Source organism: Paenibacillus sp. FSL K6-1330 (genome assembly GCF_037976825.1).
GTDB lineage: Bacteria > Bacillota > Bacilli > Paenibacillales > Paenibacillaceae > Paenibacillus_AQ.
The window spans coordinates 1701959-1717095 of record NZ_CP150269.1; the positions used below are offsets into that span (position 1 = coordinate 1701959).

General features: G+C 46.6%; 14 protein-coding genes and 1 pseudogene. 12 read left to right on the forward strand and 3 right to left on the reverse strand.

From position 1 onward, the window contains the following. The first annotated feature begins 17 nt into the window (after positions 1 to 17). From NYE54_RS07350 to NYE54_RS07365, 4 genes are all read left to right on the forward strand, one after another. Entirely contained in the window at positions 18 to 575 is a 558-nt protein-coding gene (locus tag NYE54_RS07350; RefSeq protein WP_339271172.1) for a DUF4256 domain-containing protein, read from the forward strand. 380 nt (positions 576 to 955) lie between these two features. Further along, positions 956 to 1531, forward strand: coding sequence for a 50S ribosomal protein L25 (locus tag NYE54_RS07355; protein ID WP_339271174.1), 576 nt, complete (start codon positions 956 to 958; stop codon positions 1529 to 1531). A gap of 206 nt (positions 1532 to 1737) precedes the next feature. Next, positions 1738 to 2442, forward strand: coding sequence for a DNA alkylation repair protein (locus NYE54_RS07360; protein WP_339271176.1), 705 nt, complete (start codon positions 1738 to 1740; stop codon positions 2440 to 2442). Positions 2443 to 2585: 143 nt separating this feature from the next. Continuing rightward, positions 2586 to 2987: a DUF1801 domain-containing protein gene (locus tag NYE54_RS07365; RefSeq protein ID WP_339271178.1), complete on the forward strand. Its 402-nt coding sequence runs from the start codon at positions 2586 to 2588 to the stop codon at positions 2985 to 2987. A 37-nt stretch (positions 2988 to 3024) separates the two neighbouring features. Here NYE54_RS07365 and NYE54_RS07370 read toward each other — a convergent pair whose 3' ends face one another. Further along, entirely contained in the window at positions 3025 to 3453 is a 429-nt protein-coding gene (locus NYE54_RS07370) for a GNAT family N-acetyltransferase (protein WP_339271180.1), read from the reverse strand. A 347-nt stretch (positions 3454 to 3800) separates the two neighbouring features. On the opposite strand from NYE54_RS07370, the gene erm reads away from it, so the two are divergent. From erm to NYE54_RS07400, 6 genes are all read left to right on the forward strand, one after another. Next, positions 3801 to 4667 carry a 23S ribosomal RNA methyltransferase Erm gene (erm, locus tag NYE54_RS07375; protein ID WP_339271182.1) on the forward strand — a complete coding sequence of 289 codons (867 nt, stop codon included), beginning with the start codon at positions 3801 to 3803 and terminating at the stop codon, positions 4665 to 4667. A gap of 128 nt (positions 4668 to 4795) precedes the next feature. Further along, positions 4796 to 5173, forward strand: a complete 378-nt coding sequence (locus NYE54_RS07380; protein ID WP_076322957.1) for a MerR family transcriptional regulator — start codon at positions 4796 to 4798, stop codon at positions 5171 to 5173. Then, the gene (locus NYE54_RS07385) at positions 5170 to 5490 is read left to right on the forward strand and encodes a thioredoxin family protein (protein WP_339271185.1); all 321 of its coding nucleotides are present in this window, start codon (positions 5170 to 5172) and stop codon (positions 5488 to 5490) included. The genes NYE54_RS07380 and NYE54_RS07385 overlap by 4 nt, the downstream gene beginning before the upstream one ends. 222 nt (positions 5491 to 5712) lie before the next feature. Next, on the forward strand, positions 5713 to 6726 hold the full coding sequence (locus NYE54_RS07390) for an aminoglycoside phosphotransferase family protein (RefSeq protein ID WP_339271187.1): 1014 nt from the start codon (positions 5713 to 5715) through the stop codon (positions 6724 to 6726). A 293-nt stretch (positions 6727 to 7019) separates the two neighbouring features. Beyond that, positions 7020 to 7739, forward strand: coding sequence for an SDR family NAD(P)-dependent oxidoreductase (locus NYE54_RS07395; protein WP_339271189.1), 720 nt, complete (start codon positions 7020 to 7022; stop codon positions 7737 to 7739). A 150-nt stretch (positions 7740 to 7889) separates the two neighbouring features. Next, positions 7890 to 9818: a PAS domain S-box protein gene (locus NYE54_RS07400; RefSeq protein WP_339271191.1), complete on the forward strand. Its 1929-nt coding sequence runs from the start codon at positions 7890 to 7892 to the stop codon at positions 9816 to 9818. Positions 9819 to 9990: 172 nt separating this feature from the next. Here NYE54_RS07400 and NYE54_RS07405 read toward each other — a convergent pair. Beyond that, positions 9991 to 10119 (reverse strand): annotated as a pseudogene (locus tag NYE54_RS07405) (hypothetical protein); the annotation flags it as partial. A 188-nt stretch (positions 10120 to 10307) separates the two neighbouring features. Next, on the reverse strand, positions 10308 to 13772 hold the full coding sequence (locus tag NYE54_RS07410) for a copper amine oxidase N-terminal domain-containing protein (protein WP_339271193.1): 3465 nt from the start codon (positions 13770 to 13772) through the stop codon (positions 10308 to 10310). Between the two features lie 460 nt (positions 13773 to 14232). Between NYE54_RS07410 and NYE54_RS07415 the strand changes: the two genes are divergently transcribed. Further along, on the forward strand, positions 14233 to 14556 hold the full coding sequence (locus NYE54_RS07415; RefSeq protein WP_339271195.1) for a metalloregulator ArsR/SmtB family transcription factor: 324 nt from the start codon (positions 14233 to 14235) through the stop codon (positions 14554 to 14556). Positions 14557 to 14621: 65 nt separating this feature from the next. Further along, positions 14622 to 15104, forward strand: a complete 483-nt coding sequence (locus NYE54_RS07420; RefSeq protein WP_339271197.1) for an SRPBCC family protein — start codon at positions 14622 to 14624, stop codon at positions 15102 to 15104. Positions 15105 to 15137: the final 33 nt, after the last annotated feature.

Sequence of the window (15137 nt, forward strand, 5' to 3'; positions counted from 1 at the left end):
ATGAGGGGGAGTCTAACTTGGCAAAGGAATTGTCAACAGAACAACGTGAAGAACTACTCACAACATTGAAAGCCCGTTATGAGAAAAACATGAATCGCCATATAGGCCTGGAATGGGCTGACGTACAAACAAAGCTTAAAGCAAATCCTGAAAAGCTATGGTCACTCCATGAGATGGAAATAACCGGCGGAGAGCCGGATGTTGTAGGTCATGACAACAAGACGGGCGAATACATTTTTTATGATTGTTCAGCTGAGAGTCCAAAAGGCCGCCGAAGTATTTGTTACGACCGTGAAGCGCTGGAATCAAGAAAAGAACACAAACCGAAGAATAGTGCTGTTGAAATGGCAACCGCCATGGGCATAGAGTTGCTATCGGAAGAACAATACCGGGAATTGCAAAAACTTGGAAATTTCGATTTGAAAACATCGAGCTGGGTGGTAACACCTGCCAGTATTAGAAAACTAGGCGGAGCCATTTTTTGTGATCGCCGCTACGACACTGTCTTTGTGTACCACAATGGAGCGGAATCATACTATGCTGCCAGGGGATTCCGTGGCTCGCTAAGAGTCTGAATTTTGAAGGGGTTTTCGATAAATGTACGGCAGGACAAAAAGATGAGATGTTTTGATGGAACTACACAGAGGGGCGGAAAGCTCCTCTTTTTCGTATAATCATAACCACTCGGAATTCCTTCCTGTAATGGACCCCCCATACCACCGCTGTCGACAACCCCCCTTTTCTATGATATGGTAGCAAGTAATTAGGCATTTCGTTCCCATGGGACGAGGTGCCTTCTCGCATATATAAAAGCGTTTTACATTAAATGTCTATCTGGAGGTGATGCAATGGTGCTCCTACTTTCCCCGCTACGGGGGGAGAAATCCGTAGTTCATTATGGATGATTGATGGTGAGTACACCCAAAATAACGATAATCTGAGGAGTGTTGTTGAGATGAGAGTAAATTTACGAGCAGAAACGCGCGCCGCGATGAACAAAACCGGACTTAAGCAGCTTCGTCTTTCGGGGCGAATTCCGGCAATTGTATTTGGCACAGGGGAAGAGAATATGATGATTCAACTGTCCGCCAAAGAATTTGGCAAATGGGCAAGGAACGGCAAAGGAGGAATCCTTGAGCTTTGTTTTGACGATCGGGAGCCGCTTCCGGTTTTGCTGGAGTCGGTTCAGCGTGATCCAATCACTCGTGAATACATCCATGTCGACTTTTTACGTATTAATATAAATGAAGTTGTGCGCACGAGAGTGAATCTCGATTACATCGGTACCGCCAAGGGAGCCAAACTTGGAGGAGTCGTCCAAATACAAAGCACGTTCATCGAGATTGAGTCCTTCCCGGACCGTATTCCTGCCACCATTCCTGTTGAAATCAGCGAACTGGAGATTGGGCATTCTTTACATGTCGGGGACCTTAAACTGCCTGACGGCGTCGTGCTCATCTCTTCGGCAAACGAACTGCTCGTGTCAGTGGTGACACCGAAAGTCCAGTCGGAAGAACCGGAGGCTATGTAACTTCTGCTGCCGGCGATTACTTCCCGATATTCCATCGGGAAGTAATCGCCGTTTTTTTGCTTAAAACCTTGAACAGAATCCGGAACTTTCCATCAAGAGAGACTAGGCTTGGCCGTCATTATTATTGTACACTCAAGTCATGTGGAGTGCGGCCTGCCGCCTTACCCGGCAGTTGCATACTAAGCCAATGAAGGAAGTGTCGAACCATGAATGTGGAATCCGTAATGTCGGAGCTTGAAGCACTCGGCAAGGAACGGCTCAAGAAAATGTACCTGTCCAATGGGGCGCATGAACCGCTCTTTGGCGTAGCAACAGGCGCCATGAAGCCGATTGCCAAGAAAATCAAAATCAATCAGCCTTTGGCTGAGCAGCTTTACGCCACCGGAAACTATGACGCGATGTACTTTGCCGGCATCATTGCAGACCCTAAAGCGATGACGGCAGCGGATTATGATCGTTGGATGGATGCGGCCTATTTTTATATGCTGTCCGATTATGTGGTTGCCGTAACGTTGGCAGAGGCGGATATCGCGCAGGACGTTGCTGATCAATGGATCGCAAGCGGCGAAGAGCTTAGAATGTCGGCGGGGTGGAGCTGTTACTGCTGGCTGCTCGGAAGCAGACCCGATCGTGAGTTCCCGGAAAGTAAAATCTCGGCCATGCTCGAACTGGTGGAAAAGACCATCCATGAGTCTCCGGACCGAACGAAATCCGCGATGAATAATTTCATGTACACTGTAGCCGTATCTTATTTGCCGCTCCATGATAAGGCGGTTGAGACCGCAAAGGCCGTAGGACCGGTAGAGATGAAGCGGGGCGATAAGAGCAAGATCCTGAGCGCTTCCGAAAATATTAGAAAAGAAGTCGAGAGAGGGAAGCTTGGTTTCAAACGCAAGTATGTGAGATGTTAAACCATTCGTTCGTTTTATTTGGCGAGGCAAGCGGGATTCTGACGGAACGTTTCGATTGGTGTGCGATACAGGCGATAAACGGCTGGAAATGAATGCTGATCTCGTTTATGAAACCTATTAACCTGTGAAAGGGACGTTATTCCATGAAAGAGGATAAAATCATTTACGGGTCGATTGACGAATATATTTCAAGCTGCACTCCCGAAGTTCAAAGCATTCTCCAGACATTAAGACAAGTGATCAAGGAGATGGCCCCGGAAGCGAAGGGAAAAATCAGCTATCAGATGCCGACCTTCGACTATCACGGAAATTTGGTGCATTTTGCGGCATTTAAGAAGCATATCGGTTTTTACCCGGCCCCTAGCGGTATTGAGGCGTTCCAAGATGAGTTAAAGGAATATCATAAGTCCAAAGGCACCTTGCAATTTCCCATCGATAAGCCTTTGCCCTATGACCTGATACGCCGAATCGTTCAATATCGGGTCGAGCAAAACCTGCAAAAGGCAAACAGCAAATCAAAAGGGAAGAAGTCGGTGGAGAGCTGAGATGGAAGATCAGAGAAGGCGGTTTTACTGCCTTCTTTTAAAGTTCCTTTTTCAAATAGTAATGCGTATGCCGTCCGGCATTCTCGATCTTGCCATATACCTCATAACCCTGCTTGATGTAAAAATCTAAGGCTTGAAAGCTAAGTGTATCCAACTTTGCGAACTCGCATTGCTTCTCTATCGCTATTTTTTCCACCTCGTTCAACAGCTTGGCTCCGTACCCCGATTTACGGTATGGTTCATCCACAAATAAGTAGTGGATCTCCAGCCAGTTCCAGCATATTTCCCCCATAATCCCACCCAAAATCTGACCGTCCGCATTCCTCAACAATAAATTGATTTCCTGATACCGGCCTTTTAAGTCGTCTGGGAAGTGCTTGAGATTATACGCAATCATTTGGTTTCTTACGTAATTGTTATCGGCACTGTTTGATTCTACAGTTTCATTCGTAAAATAGATTTCCATATCGGTTTGCTCCTTCTAGTATGCCAGTTGACTGATATTCATTAGAATTCGGAACCATTGAACCCTATCTTCCTCAACATACCATACCCAGCGCATGGACCGACGGTAAAAAATCTTTTTAAAAGAATGTACCCGTGAGGCAGGGGAATGCCTATGCTATACTGTGGTTGTTATTTTATCCGTTTCATCTAAGGGAGGATTGTCCTAACATGTGTTGCATCGCATTCATACGTATTCGTTAATGAAGGTACAGAACATCTAAATCCATCCATTTTCATGTAAAAATGCGAAGGATTATTTGTGCTGTGCCTTTTTCATTACTATACGAATGAATGAGGTGCTTTTTTGTGTCCAAAAATAATAAAAATCATCGGGAAAAGCTGAAGAAACCGTCTAACTTTTCCGCGCAGCATTTATTAGTCAGCAAACGGCTGATTCATGATATGATCGATTTGGCCCAGATCCGATCCACCGATACCGTTCTCGATATCGGAGCAGGGACAGGGGCATTAACCTTTCCGCTGGCAGAGAAGGCGGCACATGTGCTCGCGATCGAGACCGATCCGGCGTTTGTGGATAAACTGTTCAGCAAGATAAAAGATGGAAGCAACATTCGAGTCAAGCAGTCTGATTTCCTGGAGGTTCCTCTTCCGAAAAGTCCGTTTGCCGTCGTGGCGAATATTCCGTATTCGATCACCACGCCGATCATGGCGAGGCTGCTGGATCATCCCGGCGTGCCGCTGCAGCGAGCCGTGCTGCTTGTGGAAAAGGGTGCAGCCAAACGTTTTACGGCAGTTCCTGTTCAAGATCCGCGTATCTTAAGCTGGAGGATGCATTACGACATTCGGCTCGTGCGAACCATATCGCCTCAACATTTTGCGCCGCCTCCCAAAGTGGATTCCGCTATTCTAGCTATCAACCGGAGGAAGAAGCCGCTCATTGCCACGCAGCATCAGCCGAAGTTTACAGCGCTGGCAGCCTACGGATTGCGGGACTCGAGGCTGCCGTTATTCGTGGCCATAGCGGGCGTATTCACACCTCCCCAGATTACGAAGCTGGTCCGATTGCTGGGGGTGAATCGAGAGCTCCCCATCAGTAGGCTGAACGAAGAGCAGTGGGGAACTGTATTCCATACGATGCTCCAGCATGTGCCGTCAAGTCGTTGGCCCAAACTTTCTACAAGCTCCAAAGGCAAATCCAAGAAAAGAAAATAACATTCGATGGAGATCTCCGTCGTTTCTAATACGATCACTTTTAAAATATTCGCTGAATTTGCTTGACCCTGACACTAGTGTCAGGGTTTACAATGAAATCGAATCGTTCATCTAGGAGGCGTAGAAGCATGAAAATCGGAGAACTTGCAGCCCGTACCGGAGTCAGCATCCGTTCGCTTCGATACTACGAACAGCAAGGACTGCTTATGCCGGTTCGCAACGAGAACGGATACCGGGAGTATTCGAGCCTCGCAGAAGAACAGGTGCGTACTATCCAGTTGTATTTGAATCTGGGGTTGTCCACCGAGCAGATCGCTGGTTTCCTGCATTGCGTCTTGAAAAATAAAGAGGCGTTTTGCGCGGAGGTGTTCCCGATTTTCCGTCAAAAAATTGCCGAGATCGAGGCGCAAATTCACCAGCTGAATCATATCAAGATGAATCTGGAGGAACGCATGCAATCGATTCTGGATGAACGAGAATCGGAAGAAGCGGAGGAATGCAAATGAGTTTATCACAAATAGATGCAGCCAGCTTTCAAAGCGCGATTAAACAGAATGGAGTCACTCTTGTTGAATTTGGAGCCAAGTGGTGCCCGCCGTGCAAAGTGCTGCTTCCCATCCTGGATGAGCTGAGTCAGGAAGAAGCGGGTCGCCTGGATGTCTATCAGGTGGATTGTGACGAATCCCCGGAGCTTGCCGCTCAATTCGGCATTATGTCCATGCCGACGGTGATTGTGTTTCATAACGGAGAACCGGCAGACAAACTTATTGGACTTCGGCCTAAGAGTGTGTATCAAGCGGCGATAGGCCGTTATGTATCCTAGAATTGAATAATCGATGAATGAGCGAAAACGCCTCTGATGTTTGATGACACAGAGGCGTTTTCTATTGATGTAGAGGGCATTATTCGCCGTGTATCGAATTCTTATATAGCAACCGTAACAAGCTGCTGAAGCTGTTTGGGATCATCTGATGATAGGATTTTTTGTGAATAAATATATGCCTGGCAAGGCGCAGAAGCGAAAATTATTAAGGAGGTGCTTTAATTGACAACAGAGATCTTTTTCTCAACGAACTCCATCGGTCATGTAACGGATGAGCAGCTTCAAGCTATGCTGAACAGACACCATCTAGGGAACCTCATTTCAGCTGAGAAAACGTCTGAGGGAGTAGGAAATCAGACGTTGTTCATTAACTCGAGCCAAGGAAGCTATGTATTAAAGGGAAATCCTCTTTATGCAGGGCAGTTGGTTGAAGAGAAATTTTATACGGACTATTTGCAAGAGTATACATCACTGCCTTTATCGGCCCCATATCTGTTGGATGAATCCATCGATATATTCGGCTGGAGCTACGCGATCATGCCTCGTCTTCAAGGCGTACATATGAATGATCCACAACTTAGAGCAAGGCTTGATGCAGCCGATCGAATAGATATTGCCTCTTCAGCAGCTAACATTTTAAATGAAATGCACGGCTGGAAAGTGGATCAGTATGGCGAGCTCGACCCGAAAACGCAAAGGATTCGCCCGTTTGAGGGATCTTATAAAGAGTGGCTCTACCAGCGAATTCGGTTTTGGTTGGAGGATGCCAAACAATATTCCCAGATCACTCCAACCGATACGGAATGGGTAGAAGGGGTACTGCGTGACTCGGCGGATGAGTTCGATAAGCATGGCTCACCTACTTTTGTTATGGGGGATTTTAAGGCGGAAAATATGCTGGTAGCGTATGATACGGATTGTCAGGAGTGGCGAATCAGCGGCATTTTTGATTTTACAACCGGATATTTTGGGGATGGAACAGCGGATTTGCCTAAGATGGTGATTATGTACTGGGATTTCGAGGAACAGGAAGTAGCGCGGCATTTTATACAGATGTACTTACAGGGCTCTGCAAATAAGGAAGGCTTTGTTGATCGATTTAGGGTGCATATGCTCCATCAGCGTATATTGGATTGGGGATGTGCCAAAGCGATGGGTGCAGTCACTTGGGATCCGCAGCTAACCTTTTCCGAATGGGCAAAAAATTATGTTTATGCCATGGACTACTTGAGATAGTGGGATTGCATCATGTACTGAGTAAAATAACTTGAACGATTTTGTCAGGTCTCGGATAAAGGACAGAGTAGTCTTTACAGACTTAAGCTCTGTTCTTTTTTAGATATCAGAAAGTATAAACTTCGAAGCATGGCCTACCTGATATCGCAAGAAAAACAACATCTAAACGCGGTCTGTCTTCTTTGAGAGTACGTCGATAGACGTTTGTCTTATATGCTTGTGGAATTCCGGATTGACCTTCACATGATGTGATGGTTTACAATGCGGTTAACCGAATGAGAAGGAGCTGCTGCGTGTGCATATTAGTGAATTGTCACGTAAAAGGCAACCGCGGAATTGGAAAAGAGATTGCAAGACAGCTTGCTGCCAATGGACTTCATGTGGTCATTACATCCCGGGACGAAGAGAAGGGGAGGCTGGCTGTTCAAGAATTGCTTGCAGATGGGCTCCTTGTGAAGCTGTACGTGGCGGATGTCCATGAAATCAACGATGTGGCACGGATGATGGAGCGAATACAGTCAGATTACGGCCGCCTGGACGTGCTGGTGAACAATGCCGGGGTGATTTTAGACCGGGGGGTTTCTGTGCTGGATGTAGAGGAGTCGGTGATGCGCGCAACGCTGGAAACGAATTTTTTTGGTGTTTTGCGTATGACGCAGGCAGCGATTCCTATGATGAAGCTGCATCATTACGGGCGCATCGTAAACATCTCTTCCGGTCTTGGAGCCTTCGAAGTGATGCAGGGAGGATACGGTTTAAAAGGGTCATCCTCTGCTTACCGCATCTCCAAAACGATGCTGAATGCATTAACCTGCCTCTTTTCGCAGGAAGTAGCCGATACCGGCATAAAGGTAAACGCGGTTTGCCCGGGTCGGGTTCAGACCGATATGGGCGGTGCAGATGCTCCGTTAACCGTTGCCGAAGGGGCAAATACAGCTGTATGGCTGGCGACGTTGGAGGATGATGGAGCGAGCGGGGAGTATTTTCGTGAACGAGAGCGAATCGCTTGGTAATGTGGTGGGATTTTCACTATGCAGGGGATGACGTCTCTTGTTTGATTTACCGATATGACGCTGCTAATGATTAGCAGTATAAAAATACTCTGAAAAAGCCCCATTTCGAAGATGCTGATGTATAATAATCGGTATCAGGAGGTGCAGGGTATGAGTGATATCAACATTTTTGGCCATCAGGCTTTGTTTGAACATGTCTACAAAAGTGCTCCAATTGGCATTGCCCTGGTTACGATAGAAGGAAATTGGATCAGCGTAAATCCTGCGGCTTGCAAAATGTTTGGCTTCACGGAAGAAGAATTGATGTCACAGCCGGCAACCGATTATATTTATTCTGATTGCATTAATAATAAAGATAAATTGTATCAGTCTTTGGACGAGTCGTCCTCAACTATTGCGGTGGAAAAACAATTCGTACATAGAGACGGCCATGGCATCTGGGCATCGATGCATGTTTCTCTGGTTCGTGACGAAAAGGATCAAACCCCTTTATTTTTCATTTCGCAAATTGTTGATATTACCCAGAGCAAGATAGCCGAGCGAAAGCTCCAAGAGAGTATTGAACGCTACACTTCGCTGAAGAAGTATAACCATGATGCGATCATCTCCTTCAATCTGGAGGGGAGGATCATTAACGGGAACCAGATGGCAGAGCAACTGACTGGTTATAAGATTCCGGAATTAATTGGAACCAAGATCTCGAATTTGATTGGTGAACGTAACCTTACCCGCGTACTTTCTGCTTCAGCTGATTATGTTGCTGTCGAGAAGGGCATTAACGTCATCCATCACAAAGACGGACATACGGTTGAAGTGCTCGCTACACTGGCACCCATTGTCATTCATAACAAGAATGTGGGTTTTTACATCATTGCCAAGGACATGACGGAGCAGAAGAGGCTCATCATCGAGAAGGAAGCAGCCGAGAAGACAAATAAAGCCAAGAGCGAGTTTCTGGCGATGATGAGCCATGAGATCCGTACGCCGATGAATGGTGTTATCGGGATGACGGACCTGATACTTGAGACGGAGCTTGATGAGGAGCAGCGGGAGTACGTACAGATCATTAAGAAAAGCGGGACAACCCTTCTGAACATCATCAATGATATTTTAGACTTTTCAAAAATCGAATCGGGCAGAACAGAGCTGGTGGAGGAAACATTTAACCTAAGAACGGCTTTGTCCGAGACATTGAACCTGATTCTTCCGAAGGCGCTGGAGAAAAATATTGAGGTGACCACTTCTGTAGCTTCTGACGTGCCGAATCAAGTGTATGGGGATGTGACGAAGCTGAGGCAGGTCTTAATGAATCTGCTTAGTAATGCCATTAAATTTACACCTAATGGCGCCGTCTCCATCTCTGTGCAGTGTGTCGAGAACCAAGGGAACTCGGCCCTTATCCAATTCTCCGTTATGGATACAGGCATAGGTGTATCGAGTGAGAAGGTTGCGCAGCTATTTGAACCCTTTTATCAAGTGGACCATTATATGACCCGCAAGGTGGAAGGGACGGGACTGGGGCTTGCGATCTGTAAAAAACTCGTTCAGTTGATGGGCGGAGATATCTGGTATGAGAAGAATCAGAACCAGCCGGGGTCTGTCTTTACGTTTACGGTTGATTTTTCGTTTGAGTCGAATGCTGGCAATAAACAGGAGAATGAGGCCGTTCACGAGAATCACTCCTTAGGAAACGATCTGAAAATTTTAATTGCCGAGGATAATGAGGTGAATCAGTTAGTCCTCAAGAAAATGATTGAGAAGCTGGGATACAATTCGACCACCGTCCAGAATGGACTCGAGGCGGTTGAAGCCCTCGAGCGTTACTCGTATGACATCGTGTTCATGGACATTCAGATGCCCTTCATGGATGGAACGGAAGCGGTCCGCGCCATAAAAGAATCGGCAACATCCGAAAAAGAGCCTTATATCGTGGCCGTCACGGCCCATGCGATCAAAGGCGATCGCGAGAAATATTTAGGGATGGGCATGGACGAGTATGTAAGCAAGCCTGTCAGCATGAATGTTATTTCGGCCATTATTGATAAGTTTCTGGCTGAGCGAAATATGTCTCAAGCCTAAACAGATGAAAGCTCAAGTGATGTCGCTTGAGCTTTTGTTCATTCCACTGCTGAATAATTAGGAATCAAATAGTATTATGCAGCTGCCCATCTGCCGTCGCAGGACGTAGGGGTGGTGAGTGCAATACGGCCTGCGGGAAGGTTCCCGACAGGCCGTTAATGATATATGTGTCCTAAGAGGCGTTACCGGTTACGCTGCTTCCGCTCTTTGTAAGATTGTAGGTGATGACCTCACCGCTCCAAAAATGGAACTTGAGAATCACATCTCCGTCTCCGACCTCATTAAAAAAGGTAGGCTTTAAACTATCATATTTTCCCATTTGGAAGTACCCGGATAATTCGTCATAAAATCATGTAGAAATTAGTTATGAGATGCAGGTGGTTACAGAAGAGGGCTTGATGGGTGGAAGGGGATAAAAAAAGCTGTTCCTCCTGTCATATTTGACAGGAGGAACAGCTCTTATGTTATAGAATGTTATTCTACCTTCGACTAAGGCTTTTTAATTAAAACAAGCGTTTTGGATGCTTCGGATAAAGGTGTTACGGATTGAGCACTCGAAGCGATTTTCTTATCTTTGGACAGTACGGACAAGACATAAACGGCGTATTCCGTATTGTCTTGTATGTCTTTTCCGAAGGCATCTTTAGCAGGGATATCAATCAGAGTCGAGATATCTTTGCCATCGGGTTTTATTGTTGCGTTCTTATCCTCTTTCGCAGCGGCTGCCGTTGCAGCTTTAAGATCGAAGTTCTTGATGTTGTCTTTCTCTACAAACAACAGGCGGTATGCCGTAATGTTGCGCTCATCGATCGCCTTCTTGAAATCGACTTGAAGCTTCCCGCTTGCATCCAGCTTGGCTGTAACGCCCGTTGTCCGGGTCGGGTTCGGGATTTCGAACTCCGAAGAAGAATTGGAGATGCTGTTGTTGGTAGAAACAGTGCCATCAGCTACAGCAAGGATGTAAACCCTATATTTAGTACCAGTTACGATAGCTGCACCGTTGACGTCCGCTAAACCTGCGGACAATTTGTGCTCGATTCTGTTAGGAGATGGCGATACCTTCGTATACAATTGTTCCTTGGTGACTTTGTTGGCGTCGTCCAGTCCGAAACTTTGGTTGCTCGGTACGACCATGATTCGATATTCTTTAACACTTCCTGAGGAAGGATTAAATTTGACAACAATGTCGCTGCTGTTGCCGTTGGTGCTTTCAATCCCGGCATACACGTCCGAAGGAACCGTTACAGCGCTACCCGTAAGCTTAATCGGTGCAGATGGTGCCGACAGGGCATTGCTTATTGAACCATTGTTGCTTACGGACAATACGAATACTTGATAATCCACCATATTGCGAATTGTCTCATTGTTAACATCTCTTGTTCCAGATCTCAGAACGTCCTCAAAATTGGAGCCGATCGGTACTCTGTCGAAGTAAGATACATTGTTAGCTTGAGCTACATTAAAGTTACCAGCGTTAGCTTGTTTCACGACCATGATCCGGTATTCCTTAATGTTGGTTTCATTTGCAGCCTTGGTAAACGATACTTTCAAGTCGCTTGCGTTATTATTATCGCTCACATCAGCTGCCGTAACGTTCGTAGCCTTACCAACTTCAGTCACGCCTTGTATTGTTACGTCACGAGAGACGGATGAAAGTGCTTTGCCGTAATTCGAGTAGCCTACCGACAAGACATACACCCGGTAGCTTGAACCTCTTTGAATGAGATCCCCATCAGAATCCTTGGTCGTGTTGGTCAAATCTCGAGTGATAGTTCTGCCGGTTTTGTTAACCGTGGTATAATTCCCGTTGTCATAAGCTTGGGACACAGTCAGGCTCTTGGAGGACTTCACAACGAGAATCCGATAATAGTCGATGAAGTTTTCACCATTTGCTGGATTGAAGGAGACTCTTAGGTCGCTTCCGTTACCATTATTGCCGACAATGGACAAGGTTGGCGTGGAAACAGGGTTTACATTGCCCTGATTGTTGTTTCCAAGCGTAATCGATGAGTAATTGGATAATGCATTGTTATTGCCCGAATATCCTACGGACAGGACATATACACGATAGCTGACACCATTTCGAATCAGCTCTCCATCGATATCACGGCTGTTGGAATTCAGGGTTTGAGTAATGTAGTTGCTGCTGTTGTTCTTATTGATTTGAGTGTAATAATTGCTGTTGTTTAAGTTATTGGCTCTATTCAGATCAAAATAACTATCAGATGATTTTACAACGAATACCTGGTAATAGCTGATGTTAGAACGATCAGACGGCTGGGTGAATGACACCTGCAGATCGCGTCCGTCATTGTAGTTGTTCACGTCAGTGACGGACAGATTGGTAACTGCGCCCAGATTGGTGCTGGAACTCAAGATGATGGAGCTCGATGGAGCGGACAGCACGTTGTTATTGGAGTTATTGTAGTCCACGGCCATGACGAATACGCGATAGTACACACCGTTGCGAATCGTTGCTCCGTCTACGTCTCTAGCACCCGACGCCAGCGTCAAGTTGTTGATGTTATTCCCGGTTTTGTTGACTTGGGTGTAGTTGTAGCTGGACACAGCATTGGCTTTGCTCAAGTTGAAGCTGCTGTAATTGCTGTCCTTTACGACAAACACGCGATAAGAGTGAATGTTGGATTCGTTGGATACCTTGTTAAAGCTTACCCGAAGGTCGCGGCCATCACCATAATCGCTGATATCCGTCACTTGCGTAATGGATGGAACCGTTGCGGTTCCCATGTTGAGCGTGATGGAAGACGAACCTGAAGACAGGTTGCTTGCAAGCACACTCTCGTTGCTGCTGACAGATAGGACAAACACAGTGTAAGCGACACCGCTGCGGATGAGCTCGTTTGAAGTATCGCGAGCAGAAGAACTCAGCGTCGTGGACAGCGTTGTATTCGTCGTACTGGTTTTGCTCACCGTCGTATAATTCTGGCTTGGGACGGATTTGGCTGCCGCCAGATTAAAGTTGGCAATATCCTTCGTTTTTACCGCAAATACGCGATAGTTGGTTACATTGTTCTCGTTCTGGGCACGTGTGAAGCTGACCTGCAGATCACGGCCATCGCCGTAGTCGCTCACATCGCTTGCCTTCACGTTGGTTGCTCCGTTCACCGAATTGGTGTTGGTCAGCGTCAACGACGGAGAAGCCGAGGAAAGGGCATATGTGCCGCCTGTGTTGCTAACTGCCAATACGTAAGCTTTATAAGACTGGTTATCGCGGATAAGATCATTATCCACATCCCTTGAACCCGACGTGAGGGTCAGAGTCTGATCCGAGCCGGACGGGTATACCGTTGTGTAAGCTGCGGAGGACACGCGCTGTGCCTCTGATTGGTTTAACGTCTTGGACTGCTTCACAATCATCACGCGGTAATGCGAAATTAATGATTCGGTCGACGATTTGGAGAAGCTGACCTGCAGATCGCGGCCGTCGCCGGCGTTGCCGATGTCCCGAAGGGTCACATAATTCACCGGTACGATACCAGTATTATTTCCACCGCCGCCTGAATTGTTCGTTGTTTTGACGGTGACCGTTTTCGTTTTGGAATTCCAGCCGATTTTTTGGCCGAGGGCTTCACTTACGAAGCGCACTGGAACCATGGTATTTCCTTTTAAGTTTTTCGCCGGAACATCCAGCGCTACCGTCTTGTTATTGATGGTGGCCGTCTTGGAGTTAATTTTTAGAATGACGGTTGTGCCATTCTTGGTGGCTGTGACGGTTTTCGTTTTTTGATTCCACTTGACCGATGCATCCAAGGCTTCGAAGATGGATCTCATCGGAAGCATGACGCGTCCTTGGATCATGATAGGTGCTTGAGGCGTATACAGCTTGACTCCGTCAATCAAGACGCTGATGTTCACTGCCGCCTGTGCCTGCGATTGGAATGTCATGGGGATTAACAGTATAGCTGCTAGCAAGGCAGTCCATATTCTTTTCACACACTCAACCTCCTGAAATTTAGCTTTGTTATTATTTTCCTCTACAATATGACGCATTGGCCTTGAATAAAGTTTCAACTATAACATCGGCAATGCAAAAATATTTTTTAGTATCTGATCATAAAGAAGGGAAGAAACAGCAGAAGTTTGCTGTTTCTTCCCTTTATTGAAAGCAGTGTCCTGCAGGAATGGATAAGATGCCGGGATCGTTCGTTTTGATATTTCGGATGCAGGATGGGCATATGGGGTTGATGGGAATTGGAATCAAAGTCCGAAGGGGGGCACCCAGCCACCGGGGATGGATAAAAATCATCGAGTACTTCCAGTCGGCGGGATTCTCGGGATGGCAGGCGTGAGGGAGCAGCGGCGGATAGGTTCAATATAAGGAAGGTGTTATGTTTGTTCAAAGATCGTGTTGTTTTTATATAACTTTACAGAAATATAACTGTGTAGTAATATAATGAACATGTTGAACGATAACCTTTTTGAAGTATTGGCAGAACCGAACCGCAGGATGATATTGGACCACCTGCGCGTAAAAGAGTACACGGTGGGCGAGATGGTAGATCTCGTGCAGCTCAGTCAACCCGGCGTATCAAAGCATTTGCGCATCTTGAGGGAGGCTGGTCTAGTCTCTCTGCGGAAAGAGGCTCAAAGGCATGTGTACAGCCTGAATGCCAAGCCTCTGGAGGAAATCCATGACTGGCTGGAGCCTTATCGTCAATTCTGGACGAACAAGCTGGATGATCTGGAGAGACTGCTGGATGAGGATGAAGCTCCTTGAACATCGGAATGTAATTTGATTGAAAGAACCCATGTTGAATAATACATTCTTGAGGAGGATGAAAAATGCTGGCAGTTGTACAGCAAGACGAGTTCGGAACGACCGTCCGATTTGAACGCCGCCTGAAGCATTCAGTGGAGAAGGTGTGGTCCTATCTGACGGATAATGACAAGCTGACTCAATGGTTCTCGGAGCTTAAAGTGGAAGATTTGCGCCAAGGCGGCAGAATTACATTTGATATGCAGGACGGAACGTTCGAAGAATTTGAAATTACGGACTATCGGGAGTTATCGGTATTGGAGTATACGTGGGGAGAGGACCGGGTGCGTTTTGAGCTGCATCCCGAGGCCGAAGGCTGTCGTCTGGTATTGATCGAGATGATAACGAAAATTACGGATCATACACCGAAGGATATTGCCGGTTGGGACGTATGTCTGGACGTCATTGGGGCTCTCCTGGATGGCAGGACGCTGGAGTCGCGCAAAGAGGCCTGGTCCGTAAAATATGAGCAATACGTTCAAGTATTTGAACAATTGCCCCGCGTATAATAATCTGCTCCTTCCTAGCATGTAAACAAGCCG

Excerpts from the sequence above, each read along its gene's own strand:
- NYE54_RS07420 (WP_339271197.1), top strand. The coding sequence starts at position 14,622 with ATGCTGGCAGTTGTACAGCAAGACGAGTTCGGAACGACCGTCCGATTT.
- NYE54_RS07400 (WP_339271191.1), top strand. The coding sequence starts at position 7,890 with ATGAGTGATATCAACATTTTTGGCCATCAGGCTTTGTTTGAACATGTC.
- NYE54_RS07415 (WP_339271195.1), top strand. The coding sequence starts at position 14,233 with ATGAACATGTTGAACGATAACCTTTTTGAAGTATTGGCAGAACCGAAC.
- NYE54_RS07380 (WP_076322957.1), top strand. The coding sequence starts at position 4,796 with ATGAAAATCGGAGAACTTGCAGCCCGTACCGGAGTCAGCATCCGTTCG.
- NYE54_RS07365 (WP_339271178.1), top strand. The coding sequence starts at position 2,586 with ATGAAAGAGGATAAAATCATTTACGGGTCGATTGACGAATATATTTCA.
- NYE54_RS07370 (WP_339271180.1), bottom strand. The coding sequence starts at position 3,453 with ATGGAAATCTATTTTACGAATGAAACTGTAGAATCAAACAGTGCCGAT.
- NYE54_RS07385 (WP_339271185.1), top strand. The coding sequence starts at position 5,170 with ATGAGTTTATCACAAATAGATGCAGCCAGCTTTCAAAGCGCGATTAAA.
- NYE54_RS07360 (WP_339271176.1), top strand. The coding sequence starts at position 1,738 with ATGAATGTGGAATCCGTAATGTCGGAGCTTGAAGCACTCGGCAAGGAA.
- NYE54_RS07355 (WP_339271174.1), top strand. The coding sequence starts at position 956 with ATGAGAGTAAATTTACGAGCAGAAACGCGCGCCGCGATGAACAAAACC.